12 protein-coding genes and 1 riboswitch are annotated in these 13,048 nt (G+C 69.1%); of the genes, 4 read left to right on the forward strand and 8 right to left on the reverse strand.

Annotation, left to right across the window (positions count from 1 at the left end):
• Window positions 1-15 precede the first annotated feature (15 nt).
• The 3 genes from K8625_RS17790 to K8625_RS17800 all read right to left on the reverse strand — a co-directional run bounded on the left by K8625_RS17790 (window position 16) and on the right by K8625_RS17800 (window position 3,229).
• Complete coding sequence (locus tag K8625_RS17790) at window positions 16-369, reverse strand: DUF2019 domain-containing protein (protein ID WP_223749074.1); 354 nt, start codon at window positions 367-369, stop codon at window positions 16-18.
• A 34-nt stretch (window positions 370-403) separates the two neighbouring features.
• A complete protein-coding gene (locus K8625_RS17795; protein WP_223749075.1) occupies window positions 404-1,159 on the reverse strand; it encodes a hypothetical protein in 756 nt (251 codons plus the stop codon).
• Between the two features lie 537 nt (window positions 1,160-1,696).
• The gene (locus K8625_RS17800) at window positions 1,697-3,229 is read right to left on the reverse strand and encodes a methyl-accepting chemotaxis protein (protein ID WP_223783362.1); all 1,533 of its coding nucleotides are present in this window, start codon (window positions 3,227-3,229) and stop codon (window positions 1,697-1,699) included.
• 269 nt (window positions 3,230-3,498) lie between these two features.
• On the opposite strand from K8625_RS17800, the gene K8625_RS17805 reads away from it, so the two are divergent.
• A complete protein-coding gene (locus tag K8625_RS17805) occupies window positions 3,499-3,762 on the forward strand; it encodes a hypothetical protein (protein ID WP_141330881.1) in 264 nt (87 codons plus the stop codon).
• Window positions 3,763-3,777: 15 nt separating this feature from the next.
• Here K8625_RS17805 and K8625_RS17810 read toward each other — a convergent pair whose 3' ends face one another.
• The 3 genes from K8625_RS17810 to K8625_RS17820 form a co-directional block, all read right to left on the reverse strand.
• Entirely contained in the window at window positions 3,778-4,548 is a 771-nt protein-coding gene (locus K8625_RS17810; RefSeq protein ID WP_223783363.1) for an ATP-binding protein, read from the reverse strand.
• Between the two features lie 51 nt (window positions 4,549-4,599).
• Entirely contained in the window at window positions 4,600-4,899 is a 300-nt protein-coding gene (locus K8625_RS17815; RefSeq protein WP_223783364.1) for a hypothetical protein, read from the reverse strand.
• Window positions 4,900-5,015: 116 nt separating this feature from the next.
• Window positions 5,016-6,383, reverse strand: coding sequence for an amidohydrolase (locus K8625_RS17820; RefSeq protein WP_223783365.1), 1,368 nt, complete (start codon window positions 6,381-6,383; stop codon window positions 5,016-5,018).
• Between the two features lie 200 nt (window positions 6,384-6,583).
• Between K8625_RS17820 and K8625_RS17825 the strand changes: the two genes are divergently transcribed.
• Entirely contained in the window at window positions 6,584-7,645 is a 1,062-nt protein-coding gene (locus K8625_RS17825; protein WP_223749080.1) for a hypothetical protein, read from the forward strand.
• A 6-nt stretch (window positions 7,646-7,651) separates the two neighbouring features.
• Here K8625_RS17825 and sugE read toward each other — a convergent pair whose 3' ends face one another.
• Window positions 7,652-7,978, reverse strand: a complete 327-nt coding sequence (gene sugE / locus K8625_RS17830; RefSeq protein ID WP_223749081.1) for a quaternary ammonium compound efflux SMR transporter SugE — start codon at window positions 7,976-7,978, stop codon at window positions 7,652-7,654.
• 18 nt (window positions 7,979-7,996) lie between these two features.
• A riboswitch (guanidine-III (ykkC-III) riboswitch) is annotated at window positions 7,997-8,066 on the reverse strand.
• Between the two features lie 94 nt (window positions 8,067-8,160).
• Complete coding sequence (locus K8625_RS17835) at window positions 8,161-9,867, reverse strand: SulP family inorganic anion transporter (RefSeq protein WP_370641924.1); 1,707 nt, start codon at window positions 9,865-9,867, stop codon at window positions 8,161-8,163.
• A 179-nt stretch (window positions 9,868-10,046) separates the two neighbouring features.
• Here K8625_RS17835 and K8625_RS17840 point away from each other — a divergent pair, with 179 nt between their 5' ends.
• Together K8625_RS17840 and K8625_RS17845 are read left to right on the forward strand one after the other, a co-directional pair.
• Complete coding sequence (locus K8625_RS17840; RefSeq protein WP_223749082.1) at window positions 10,047-10,766, forward strand: outer membrane beta-barrel protein; 720 nt, start codon at window positions 10,047-10,049, stop codon at window positions 10,764-10,766.
• 108 nt (window positions 10,767-10,874) lie between these two features.
• On the forward strand, window positions 10,875-12,698 hold the full coding sequence (locus K8625_RS17845; protein ID WP_223749083.1) for an aspartate:alanine exchanger family transporter: 1,824 nt from the start codon (window positions 10,875-10,877) through the stop codon (window positions 12,696-12,698).
• Window positions 12,699-13,048: the final 350 nt, after the last annotated feature.

Here is a 13,048-nt window from a genome sequence, read left to right on the forward strand (position 1 = left end):
ATGGGCGGGGGCCGGCTACTCCAGGGGGTCCAACGCCCAGGTGCCGTTCTCCCAGTTCTTGAGCGTCTGCTGAGCCCCGAGCGCGGAGATCCCCTCGCCTCGTGCCGCCTCTTCGAGCACCCCCCTGGCCTCCTTGGGTTTGTGCCTCAACAGGAAGGCCGCGGTGGTGACTCGCACGTCGACCCGAGGCGACGAGAACAGTGATGCGAGGGCATCGCGGCCTGCATCGCCGAGGGAACGCAACTTCGTGAACGCGGCATAGGCCTTGTCCGCATGCTTGTTTCCGCGCTTCGCATCCCCACTCCGGATGCAATCCGTCTGCGCCGCGATATTCTCAGCGAACTGCGCGACGAGCGACTCCAGGTCCATCACCAACTCCCCTTGCGGACGTTCTCGACAGCCCTCAGCCCGAAGTCTCGCTGCGCCCACCGCCCAGCACCGCAGCCGCACGCCCCACAGGCGCCGCCACCAAACGCAGCGCCACCGTGCCGTCTGCGGCCAATGTGAGGGCTGGAATTCTCGCAGTGGCGAGGGCTGTCCCCTCCAAGGTGCGTGTCGCGGCGGATACTGTTCCCCACGTGGCGATGAGACTCGTCACCAGTTTGGAGACAGCCTGCACCTGCTCGCCCCGGGGCATGTATCGGAAGCGTTCCAGGTATTCCGGAGAGGACTCCATCAACGCCACAACGGAGGCAGGCATCTGCCGAAGGGCTGCGAAGTTGTCTGCTGGTGACGTCGAGAAGAACTTCCCCACAGCCAGCGCGAGCCCGATGAACGCCTCTTCGGCCCCGTCCAGGGTGCGACTGATGACATCGGCATCGTCATGGACGTCAGCCAGGGGGAAGCCGGTTTCCTCCCGCAGCTCATCGTTGAGGAGTCGGAAGACGCCCGTTCGCCCATCGTAGAAGCGGCCCAGTTCGAAGCCGTGCGCGCGAAAGGCTCCGCCCTTCCATTCAACGGGCGACACCCGTTGCTGAGTCCTTCCGGTGAGCACCCACGCAAGGCATCCGTCAGGTCGGAGTACCGCCAGATGATTGAAGCGCCCGACCCGGCGCACCAACTCGACCCGCGACACTTCGCCCGTGACCAAGATCTCCCGCAGCAAGAAGCCCACCGCAACCCGCGCTGGGAACTGCCCCAGCGTGACCTCCCTCTTCAACAACGTTTCGAGGAGTCTCGCTGCGTGAATCGGGGTGAGAGCGCTTCCCCCGACTGGCTGCGCGTCGCGATCTTCGAGTCCCGCCTTCTGAAGCAGGGCAACAAACGAATCCTGAGGTCTCCTGCCCGTACCAAGGGACACGGAGTCCCGGAACAAATGGCGTCGGTGGAGCCGTTGACCGGAGGGAGCGTCGACCGCGTCGCCATCCACTTCGCGTTCGGGAGTCTCGCTCGAAGAATCCCATCGCTCTCCTGGTGTCGCCGCTCGCTGCTGGAACATGTCCCCGCGTGTCGCGGAGTCCACTCCAGCGCAGCCCATGAAAAGAAGGGCGACACTCACCACCCAAAGACCAGCACGCATTCGTCACCCGACGCCTTCCTTATGTGAAGGCCCATGGCAAAATGCTGGCATTGACGTCTGACAAACCTTCGGGAGACAGGGCATTCGGCGGATGCCTACACACATCCCGCCGACTCGCCCGAGGCTCACGCTGAAAACAAGCCCATCATGGAATTCGCTGTTCGAGGTGGCGTGACTTCAAACCCGATACGCTCGGACCACCTCCGCCACCCGCTCGGAGAGCATCTTCAACGACACGGCCGACTCGTTCGTGGAGGAGATGCGCTTCACCGTGTCGCCCATCAGCGCGTTCAGCTCGTTGACGGCGGTGAAGATCTGCTCGATGCCGGTGGCCTGCTGGTTCACCGTCTGCGCAATCTGCCGCGCGGACGCCGTGCTGTCCTGGACGATGGTCGTCAGCTCGCGCAGCGTGTCCCCGGACGCGCGGGCCTGCGCGAGCCCCGCCTCCATCCGCTGGGTCCCCTCCGCGGTGATCTGCACCGTCCCCGCAATCGCCTCGCCGATGTCGTTGAGGATCTTCCGCACCTGATTGGTCGCGCGGATGGACTGGTCCGCCAGCGCGCGAATCTCCCGCGCCACCACCGCGAACCCCTTGCCGTGCTCGCCCGAGCGGGCCGCCTCGATGGCCGCGTTCACCGCGAGCAGATGCGACTGGTCCGCCAGGTCCTTCACCGTCTCCGTGATTCCACCAATCTGCTGCGTCCTCTCCCCCAGCGACATGATGCGCTCGGTGATCTGCTCCACCTGGGAGCGCAGGTCCACCAGCCCATCGATGCTGGCGGCCACCGCCTCCTCCCCCGTCCTGCCCAGCGCCTCGGCGCGCTCGGCCACCTCGATGACCGACTGCGCGGAGCTGGACGCGAGCAGCGCCGTCTGGCGGATCTCCTGCGCCGTCACCTGCGTCTCCTGCACGGCGGCGGCCTGCCGGGAGACCATCTGGTTCTGCTCGCTGGCGGACTCGTTGAGCCCCTGCACGGAGTCACTCAAGAGCTCCGTGGACGAGTGGAGCTGGTGCAAAAGGTCCTTCAGCTTCCCCACCAGGATGCCCACCGCGAGCGCCAGCTCCCCCACCTCGTCCTGCGTCGAGATGTGCACCGGCTCACGCAAGTCCCCGTGCTCGGCGATGCGGCGCACGGCCCCCGTGAGCGAGACGAGCGGCGCCACCATCCGGCGGCTCAGCGTCCACGCCGCGCCCATCAACACCACGAGCACGGCGATCAGGATGAGCTGCATGTTGCCGAGGACGCTCTCGATACGGCCCCGAGCCTCCGTGCGGTTGAAGCCCACGTGCACGGCCCCCAGTCCACCCGGGACCGGAGCGGCCATGTCGAGCAGCTCCAGGCCCTGCGCCTCGAGCGGCGTGCCCTCCTTCGAGATGGCCAGCCCCTCCACGTGCTCGCGGAGGACCGACGCGTGGGTCCCGGACACGGCGACCAGCGAGCCCCGCGCGTCCACCAGCGCGACGTAGGCGAGCGCGCCCTCCCGAGCCACGGCGTCCAGCGTGGGCTGGACCTCCTGCTGCTCGCGGTTGCGCAGCAGGTCCGCCATCGCGGAGGCGAGCGCCGTCGGCACCGCCATGCTCATCTCGTGGCCCTGCTCCTCGAAGGCCTGGCGCAGACGCGGAATGGTGTAGCCCATGGACAGCAGGGCGAAGAACAGCGCCACGACCACGGGCGCCACGGTGATTTTATGGACGAGGGAGAGTCGCATCCGGGCACGAGGGTATGCAGAGCGAACGCGACGAATTGTGGACGCGTGACTGCCAATAGCGCAACCCCACCCCGCCGAGCGATTCCTCTCATCCTCGCGAGGGTCCGTCGGCACCCCAATCCCAGCACACCCCTGCGAGAGCGAGGACGTCTGGCTTTCGCATCCCCAGGAGAAAATTGCACCCGGAGGCGCCGCATGTGAGTCCCCCGGCCTCGACATGCGCCACGAAGGCCGCGCTACGCTCGCGAGTCTTCACCCCTGGAGGTCACATGCGAGAGCTTCTCGGAGTCGCGCTGACGACGTGCTTGCTGCTGGGCTGTGGTGGCGTGGAGGAGCCCTCCCAGGAGCCACCACCGTTGGCTGAACAGGAGCAGAAGGCGGAGGTCTGCATCGACGGCTTCCGCCACGTCTTCACCTATTGGACCTGTCAGGACGGCTGCAACGTCGAGGTGCAGGAGTGCTGTTCCAACGTCGTCTTCAACCTCTGCTACGACTCCGTCTCCCAGCAGTCGTGCGACCCCGGCTGCACCTGAGCGCCTCGCCCGGGCTCACGGCTTCCCGCCCTGACGCAGGTCCCTGTTCCCACAGTCCGCCAGGTGGAACGTCCCCTGGCGGCTCATGCGCTGGACCACGCGGGCCCCCACGGACTCGGCGAAGCGCGAGGGCCCACCCTCGCGCCGCTGCACCGACAGACGCGTCGTATACGCCGTCACCAGGTCCGGCCTGTCCCGCTGCTCCACGAGCGACTCCAACAGCTCCCGCTGCCGCGGGCCCGACGCCTCCCCGCCGATATCGTCCAGCACCAGGACCCGCACCTGGGCCGCCCGCTGGAGCAACCGCCGCCGCGCCTCGGAGTCCTCCTCGCGCGACAGACGCGCCCAGTCGATGAAGAGCCCCGCCGACGAATCCCACGCCGACAGCCCCCGGTCGCCGCGCACGGCGGCCCGGAAGAGGTAGCACGCCCCCGTCGTCTTCCCCGTGCCAGGGCCTCCCGACAACAGCAGGCTGCGCAGCCGCTCCCTCAGGACATGCCGAGCCGCGCGGAGCGCCGCCGTCTCGAGCGGCGTCTCTCCTCGAAGGCCCGCCACGGCCTCGGCCGGCGCGCCGCACTGCTCCAGGTGCAAGGGCCACGCGTGCACCTGGGCGGACGCATGCCGGGCCTTCGCCTCCTCCGCGGCCCGCTGCCGCTCCAGCTCCCGCTGCTTCCAGTCCGCCTCCAGCTGGGCCAGGCCCGCCGAGGGCTGCTGCTTCGCCTGGGACATGCCCCGACGCAGCAGGTCCGCCAGCCGCCGAGGCTCCCGCTTGTCGTCCTGGCTCATGCCCCGTCCACCACCCGTGTCATGCCCCCGGGCGTAGCACACCGCCCCGACTCAGAGGCCCGGGGCCTTGGGCGCCGTGGACCGCCCCGCCGCCTTCATCACCCCCGCCGTGTCCCGGGTGATGTCCACCAGCGTCACCAGCCGGCGCCGCGCATCCACCGCGTAGTGGACGTGCAGCTCGTCCACCTGGAACGTCGCCGAGGCCTCCGTCTGCGCGCCGAGCGAGGCCACGCGCTCCAGGTGGGCCTGGATGGCGCGATAGCGCTCCTGGGAGAGCCGGGCGACCTGGCTCCAGGCTCCCGCCGAAATCTCGACGGTGTACGGGCGGTGCGTGTTCCTGGGTGACTTCATGACGGTCGCTGCACAAAGCAGTCCGCGTGCCATCCGCCCTTTGAAGAAAATCGGACGGTTGGCGCACGGACCGCTTGAATCCCTGTAGAAATGTCAGCGCCGGCTGCCGACGCTTTTCAGTGCAGCCGCTTGCCTGCCTCCGGCGCCTGCTCCGCCTTGGGCTCCTCATCCAGACACGCCAGCGCGGCCATCAGCATCGACTCGCAGCCGAAGCGCAGACATTCCGGTGACGGGTTGAAGTACGGTGAGTGGTTCGACGGCAGGCTCTGCAGCTTCTCCCAGAGCGTCTTGCCTGGAGCACGCTTCCACACGTCGTGGGACGTGCCGCCGAAGTACCAGTAGACGAGCGGGACCTTCGCCTTCGACGCGTCGTTGGACGTGCGCCCGTCGAAGTACGGGAAGTCCTCGCTGCCGCTCACCATGCCCGTGTCGACCAGGTGGTCCTCGCCGAACCACGCGGCGTGCGCGGCGCGCACCCGGCGGGAGTACGAGTCGTCGTTCACCATCACCGGCGTGCGGCTTATCACCTCGATGTCCGGAGGCCGGGGCGTGCGCCCCGCCTCGCACTCCGCGCGGGCCATCCGGGAGATGGCCTCGATGAGCTGGTCCTGGAGCGCGTCGGTCGGCGTGCGCACCGACATCTCCAGCACCGCCTCGTCCGGGATGACGTTCGCGCGACTGCCCGCGTGCAGGCTCCCCACCGAGATCACCGCGCCGCCCTGGGTGAGGTCCAGCTCGCGCGAGACGATGGTCTGCAGCCGCGTCACCAGGTAGGCCGCGATGACCACCGGGTCCACCGTGGACTGCGGCCGCGAGGCATGCCCACCCTTGCCGTGGATGCGCACCCGCACGCTCGCGGACGCCATCATCGAAGCGCCCTGGTGGTACCCCACCAGTCCCACGGGCATCGGCCCCACGTGCTGCGCGAGCGCCACGGTCGGCGTGCCGAAGCGCGCATACAGCCCGTCGTCCATCATCGCCCGAGCGCCCTGGAGCGTCTCCTCCGCGGGCTGGGCCACCATCATCAGCGTGCCCCGCCAGTGGTTGCGAGACGACGCGAGCAGCTCCGCCACGCCCACCAGACACGTCAGGTGCACGTCATGCCCGCAGGCATGCATCACCGGCACCGTGTGCCCCTGTGCGTCCTTCACCGTGACATGGCTCGCGTCGGGCCGTCCCGTCTTCTCCTCCACGGGGAGCCCATCCATGTCCGCGCGCAGGAGCACCGTGGGCCCCGGCCCGTTGCGCAAGATGCCGACGACGCCGGTACGCCCCACGCCCGAGGTCACCTCGTAGCCGATGTCCTCCAACCACTTCGCCACCTTCGCGGCCGTCCGATGCTCCTGCATGGACAACTCCGGGTGCTCATGCAGGTCCCGATAGAACGCCTCCAACCTGGGCGCGAGCTGCTCGTGCGCCGTCGTCAGATGAGGCCGCCAGGCATGCGCGGGCTCGGTGCGTTGCAAGGTCTCCGTCACTTCCATTCCACGTCTCCTCCCCGAGAAACGCGCGCAAGATGCCCCTCCCCGGGCGCACGCAGAGCGCCGAGCACGAACTCCGCTCCCATCAATGTCCGTGGAACGACGGCCCTCGCGTCGCCCACCCGTGGGCTGTCTTCGTCGCGACGCTGACCGCGCGCGCGGGGCAATGGTCCGCAGTGGCCACGTTCCCCACGTTGCCCGAGATGAAGACCCTTCTTCGAAGCCTCGGCGTGGGCCTGTTGCTCGGTGCGGGAGTCGCGGCGGGTGCGCCCTCGGGCGCGGAGTCCTGCCAGGAGCCCTGCGGCGCGCGCACCCGCCAACTCGCGGGACACACCTACGTGTTCCCCATCCTCCAGCAGAGCGCGTTCGTCACCTCGCACGTCGGCATCCGCGAGGGCCTGGCGCTCTATGACATCCCCGATGTGCCGGTGAATGACCTGCAGCCCCTGGACGTGACGCTCACCGGTGTCCAGCAGACGCTGGACTTGAGCCTGAGCATCACCGACTGGCTGGGCATCGCGGGCTTCGGCCGGGCCACCATCATCACCGGCACCAACGCGGACGGCCTGCTGTCCTCCGGCGCCACGGTGGACCTGCTGGGCCAGGTGGGCGGCGTGGTGCGGCTGTTTCGCAGCGAGCACAGCGGGACGCAGGTCTCCGTCCGGGCGAACTTCGGCTATGACAAGGGGCGCGAAATCACCCTGCTGCCCCTCATCAACGCCATCGTCGAGACGCCCCAGGTCACGGTGGAGCAGATCATCAACGGCAGCCTGGGACAGTTCCTGTTCGTCCCCAGCGAGGAGACGACGGCGAACGGCGGCGTCTACGCGGCGCAGACGCTGGGGCGGATGTTCTCGCTGCAGGGCTCGGCGCTGGCGGAGTACGCCTGGCAGAAGCGCAGGCCGTTCGACCGCATCCTCGGGGACCGCCTGGAGCAGAAGACCCACGCGGTGCGCTTCTTCTTCTCGCTCGCGGCGGCCCTGGACCTCTACCCCACCACGTCGGTGCCGGTGGCGGTGATGGGCGAATACCTGTTCCGCACCGGCCGCCAGGAGGAGCTCGGGCGCTCGGACCGGACGTTGAAGAACAGCTCGCTGGGGCTCGGCGTCTACTACTCGGGCCGAGCCAACCTCCAGCTCGGCCTGGGCGCGGTGGTGATGCTGAATGGCGAGCCCCAGCGGGGCTACGGCGACGAGGGCTCGCAGCAGAGCTCCGGAGACCCGACGCTGTCCTATGGACAGCTCATCCTGCGCTACGTCTGGTGAGCCCCGTCAGGGGTCCGCGCCGCTCGTCGCCTTCAGACCGATGATGGCGACCAGCAGCATCGACAGGAACACGATGCGCATCGGGGTGAGCGGCTCATGGAAGAGCACCACGCCCAGCACCGCGGCGCCGAGCGCCCCGATGCCCACCCACACCGCGTAGGCCGTGCCGATGGGCAGCGTCTTCGCCGCCGTGGACAGCAGGAACATGCTGGCCACGATGGCCGTGCCCGTGAGGATGCTGGGAACAAGACGGGTGAAGCCCTCGGTGTACTTGAGGCCGATGGCCCAGCACACCTCGAGCAGACCCGCGATGACGAGAATGATCCACGCCATGACGTACGACTCCAGAGATGAGCGTCGTCTTGTCGTGACCGGGTACGGCGCACCTCGTCCGGGCCCGCCGAACCCACCCTGGGAACGACGGACGGCGAGGTCTATAGCGCCTCGCCCCTCTGTCTTCAACGTCCTCGAATCCCCCTTCATTCCCCAGGCGGGCGGCCGGCCGGGGCCCCACGTCAATGCAAGGCCTGGAACCGCGCCACGGCGGCCTCCACGGTGAGGTAGACGTTCTGTTCCCCCAGTCGCTCCATCATCCCCGTGCGCCGCAGCATGCCTCGCAGCGGCGCGTTCGCGTCCGCGATGACCAGGACGATGCCCTCGTCCTCCAGCTCCTGGCGCAGCTTCTCCAGCCCCTCCGCCGCCGTGACGTCCAGGTCGAAAACGGCGCTCGCGTCCAGCACCACCTCGCGCACGGGAGGGGACGCCCGGGCCACCAGGACGCGCACCTGCTCGCGCAGGTGCCGCGCGTTGGCGAAGAACATCGGCGCATCGAAGCGATACACCAGGAGCCCCGGAACGGTGCGCGTGCCCTCGTGCCGTGTCACGTCGTGCCACCCGGACACGCCCTCGCGCTCGCCGAGCACCGCGTCGTGGGGATGCGCGGCACGTCGGATGAGGTCCCCCAGCGCGAGCGCGACGGCGACGAGGATGCCCTGGAGGATGCCGAGCACCAGCACCGCCACCGTCGTCACCACCGCCAGCACCGCCTCCACGCGCCGCATCCGCCACAGGGCCACGAGCGAGGACACGTCCACAAGGTACACCGCCGCGACGATGACGATGGCCCCCAGCGTCACCAGCGGCAGGCTCTGGAGCAGCGGCGTGAAGAAGAGCGCGAACACGGCGACCAGCACCGCGGCCACCACGCCCACCAGCTGCGACCTCCCGCCCATCGCGTCGTTGACCGCCGTGCGCGAGTCACTTCCCGTCACCGGGAACCCTTGCGTGAAGGCACACGCCACGTTCGCCGCGGCCTGCCCGAGCAGCTCCTGGTTCCCGTCCAGCCGGTAGTGGTGCTTGTCGGCATACAGCCGCCCCGCGAGCACCGAGCCCGCGTAGTTCACCAGCGCCAGGCTGAGCGCCGCGGGCAGCAAGGCCCGCACATCCGAGAAGCCCACCCGGGGCAACCCGAACGACGGCGGCGCCGAGGCGATGGGCCCCACCACCTTCACCCCCGCGTGGTGGAGCTGGAACACGCTCGCCGCCACGGTGGTGAGCACCACCAGGATGAGCGGCCCGGGCAGCCTCGGGAGCCACTGCCTCAGCAGGACCAGACACCCGATGATGCCCACCCCCAACAGCACCGTGGGCAGGTGCATGCCGTGCAGGTTGCGTCCGACCTCCAGCACCTGTCCCGGAAAGCCCTCCGCCCGCCGCTCCAGGCCGAACATCCGCGCCAGCTGGCTGCCGATGATGATGAGCGCGGCCCCGTTCGTATAGCCGATGAGGATGGGCTTGGAGAGGAAGTCCGCCAGCGCTCCCGTCTTGAGCAGGCCCGCCGCCAGGCTCAACAGCCCCACCATCAGCGCCAGCAGCGCCGCGAGCGACGCATACCGCGCGGGGTCGTCTCCCGGCACGACGCCGCCCAGGGCGCTCGCGGCGATGATGGCCGCGCCCGCCTCCGGCCCGAGCATCAGGTGCCGCGAGGGACCGAAGAGCGCGTAGGCCAGCATGGCCGCCACGCCCGCGTACAGGCCGGTGACCGGGCGCACGCCGACAATCTGCGCGTACGCCAGTCCCTGCGGCACCAGCATCGCGCCAATCGTCAGCGCGGAGAGCAGGTCCGGGCGCAGCCAGGCCCGCGAGTAGGTGGACATCCACCCCAGCCCCGGCACGTACCGTCGGGCCCGTCGCCAGCCTGCTGTCGCCGTGAGCCTCGTCACGCCTCGACGATGTGTCCTCGGGCCCGCCGCGGCACGGGCCCCGGGGGAGGGGCAGCCGGGCGACGCTGTCCAACACGCCACGACGACCCGGCGCGAGAGGGAGCCACGAGCCCGCGCCGCGCGCGGCCCCCAGGGCACCACGTCCCCAGCTTCAGCGAGCCATGTCGTGAGGAGGTCGCATGCCTCGGTGCATCGCCAGGCTCGTGCTGTTGTCCTCGCTGCTCGTCCCCTGGGTCGCGCGAGGAGGTCCGCTGAGACAAGTCGCGGAGGACCCCGCCGCGGGCTTCGTGGAGGACTCGCCGCCGATGGCCGGGCGCTTCACCTTCAACCTGGGGGTCGGCCTCGTCTTCCCCGTCGGCGAATCACACAGTCGCTTCAAGGCGGGCTGGGGCTTCCTGCTCGGCGGCGGCTACCACTTCACCGAGCACTTCGGCCTCCGCGCCGAATACCAGTACAGCGACTACAACCTGAAGAGCGACGTCCTGCCCGACGAGCGCGTCTCCGGCGATCACATCATGCAGTACGGAGACCTCAACCTCTTCCTCGGCCTGCTGTCGGGCAGGCGTCTCGGGCTCTACGTGACGGCGGGACCGGGCCTCTACTACCGCAAGGTGGAGCTCACCCAGTTCGCCGGCACGGGGCTCGTCCCCGTGTGTGATCCCTATTTCTTCACCTGCTACACGGAGGTCGTCCCGGTGGACGTCATCCTCGACTCGCGCAGCTCCACGGACATCGGCGTGAATGGCGGCGTGGGCCTCACGTACCGGCTCTACGGCACGGTGCGCGTGTATCTGGAGGCGCGCTACCACCACATCTTCGGCCCCGAGTACCAGACGGCCACGGGCGCGCGCCGAGCGAACGGCCAGTACCTGCCCATCAACCTGGGGCTGCGCTTCTGACGACGGGCCGGCGCGTCGGCCGCCTCTCCCCGTGGGGCACGTCCGGCGAGGAGCCTGGCGCCCTACCCTGACCGGAAACGCTGGAGGGATGCACGCATGAGAAGCCAGATGCGCCATACCGCCCTGCTCGCGGGCGCCGCCGTCGTGGGCCTCGCGGTCATCGCCTTCGCACAGGGTCAGCCGGCGCCCGCCGTGCAACCCCACCCCCACGGCGTCTTCGGCGTGGTGCTGGACTACATGCGCCGGCAGCCCTTCATCCTGCTCTTCCTCGTGGTGGCCGTCGGCTACGCGCTCGGCGAGCTGAAGGTGAAGGGCGTGGGCATGGGCTCCACGGCGGCCACGCTGCTGCTGGCCCTCATCGTCAGCTTCTGGGCCTTCGACGCCTACCAGATCGAATACGCCCTGCCGGAGTTCACCAGCACGGTGTTCTTCAACCTCTTCATCTTCGCCATCGGCATGAAGGTGGGTCCCCAGTTCCTCGGCGGCATCCATCGCGAGGGCAAGCACCTCATCCTCCTGTCCCTGCTGGTGCCGCTGCTGTCGGCCGCGCTGGTCTACGCCTCGCGGTACTTCACGCACCTGGCGCCCGGTCTGCTCGCGGGCATCCTCTCCGGCGCGAACACGGCGACGCCAGGCTTCGGCGCGGCGCAGGCGGCGCTGGCGAGCGGCTCGGCGGCGCTGACGGGGGACGCCGCGCGGCAGGCGCCCGGGAACCTGACGACGTCCTACGCGTTCCTCTACTGCATCAGCATGGTGCTCTTCACCGTGATGATGTCGGTGATGCCGAAGATGTTCGGCCGCGACGCGGTGGCGGACGGCAAGAAGATGGAGAAGGAGCTGGCGGGCGAGGACTCCGCGCCGCTGCCGGGCACGGCGGACTCGTTCATCCGGGGCTACATGCCGTTGGACCTGCGGGTGTTCCGCGTGGAGAACCCCGCGCTCGAGGGTCGCACCGTGGCGGACCTGGACCATGCGCACCCTCGCGTGGCCATCGAGCGCGTCTACCACGACGGCCGCGTCTACAACCCGCCGCCGGACCTGGTGCTGAGCCGGGGCGACGAGGTGGCGATGCTCGGCCCCGTGTCGCTGCTGCTGGCGGGTGGGCCGCACATCGGCCCGGAGGTGGACGACTCCAAGCTGCGCAACGTGAAGTTCGACACGGTGGAGTTCATCGTCCACGACAAGCAGGTCGTCGGAAAGACGCTGGGAGAGCTCGCGCTGCGCATGGGCCACGGCATCTACCTCAACGCCCTGTTCCGCGCGGGTGACCAGCTGCCGGTCAGCCGTGAGCAGGTGGTGAACAAGGGCGACGTGTTGCGCATCACCGGCAGCCCCAAGCGGGTGGCGGACCTGCGCAAGGTGCTCGGTCCGCCCGTGAAGCCGAGCCTCTCCACGGACATCATCACCCTGGGCCTGGGGCTCGCGGCGGGCGCGCTGCTCGGCGCGATCACGGTTCCGCTCTACGGCATCAAGTTCAGCCTGGGCTCGGCGGTGGGCCTGCTCATCGTCAGCATCGGCCTGAGCATCCTGCGCACGCACAACCCCGCGCTCGGCGGCCCGTTCCCGGAGTCCGCGCGTCAGCTGCTCGAGGATGTGGGGCTGAATGTCTTCATCGCCATCCTCGGACTGAACTCCGGCGCGGGCGTGGCGCACGCCATCGAGGGCGGCCTCCTGGGGCCCACGCTCATCATCGGCTCCATCGCCGCCTTCATCCCGCCCATCATCGGTTGGGTGGTGGGCCAGTACATCTTCAAGATGAACAGCGCGGTGCTGATGGGCGCCATCGCGGGAGCCCGGTGCAACAGCGCCGGCATGCGGGCGGCGCAGGAGGCGTCGAAGAGCATCGTCCCCGCCATCGGCTACCCGGTGACGTTCGCCATCTCCAACCTGCTGCTGACCCTCATCTGCTACCTGTTCGCCCTGATGGGCTGAGTGAGGACGCCATGAGCAAGCCCCTTCCCTCGTGGAACGACGGCGCCACCCGACAGGCGCTGCTGGACTTCGCTGGACGAGTTGCTGCCGCACCGCTGGCAGCCGTCCTCCTCCTTCGCGCCGGACTCCTCCTGAAGTCAGGCAAGCATCGGCGCCCCTGACCTCCACGCGCGGCTTCCAGGCGGTGCGAGTGGACGAGTGCATCCGTCGGACGTCTCCCATCGGTCGGTTACCGACCCCGAGCGCTGAGCCGCCTGCACACCCGACGGCCCGCGGTGATCGAGAGGTCGCCGCGGGCTCTCGCGTCTGATTCGCGGAGATCTTTGACGCAGCATCCCTCCGGTGGTGAT

The organism is Myxococcus sp. AS-1-15 (assembly GCF_020037055.1).
Classification (GTDB): Bacteria; Myxococcota; Myxococcia; order Myxococcales; family Myxococcaceae; genus Myxococcus; species Myxococcus fulvus.

Bases quoted from the DNA above. Each gene is read 5' to 3' on its own strand.
- K8625_RS17820 (WP_223783365.1), bottom strand. From the start codon at position 6,383: ATGGAAGTGACGGAGACCTTGCAACGCACCGAGCCCGCGCATGCCTGG.
- K8625_RS17825 (WP_223749080.1), top strand. From the start codon at position 6,584: ATGAAGACCCTTCTTCGAAGCCTCGGCGTGGGCCTGTTGCTCGGTGCG.
- K8625_RS17815 (WP_223783364.1), bottom strand. From the start codon at position 4,899: ATGAAGTCACCCAGGAACACGCACCGCCCGTACACCGTCGAGATTTCG.
- sugE (WP_223749081.1), bottom strand. From the start codon at position 7,978: ATGGCGTGGATCATTCTCGTCATCGCGGGTCTGCTCGAGGTGTGCTGG.
- K8625_RS17805 (WP_141330881.1), top strand. From the start codon at position 3,499: ATGCGAGAGCTTCTCGGAGTCGCGCTGACGACGTGCTTGCTGCTGGGC.
- K8625_RS17800 (WP_223783362.1), bottom strand. From the start codon at position 3,229: ATGCGACTCTCCCTCGTCCATAAAATCACCGTGGCGCCCGTGGTCGTG.
- K8625_RS17840 (WP_223749082.1), top strand. From the start codon at position 10,047: ATGCCTCGGTGCATCGCCAGGCTCGTGCTGTTGTCCTCGCTGCTCGTC.
- K8625_RS17790 (WP_223749074.1), bottom strand. From the start codon at position 369: ATGGACCTGGAGTCGCTCGTCGCGCAGTTCGCTGAGAATATCGCGGCG.
- K8625_RS17810 (WP_223783363.1), bottom strand. From the start codon at position 4,548: ATGAGCCAGGACGACAAGCGGGAGCCTCGGCGGCTGGCGGACCTGCTG.
- K8625_RS17845 (WP_223749083.1), top strand. From the start codon at position 10,875: ATGCGCCATACCGCCCTGCTCGCGGGCGCCGCCGTCGTGGGCCTCGCG.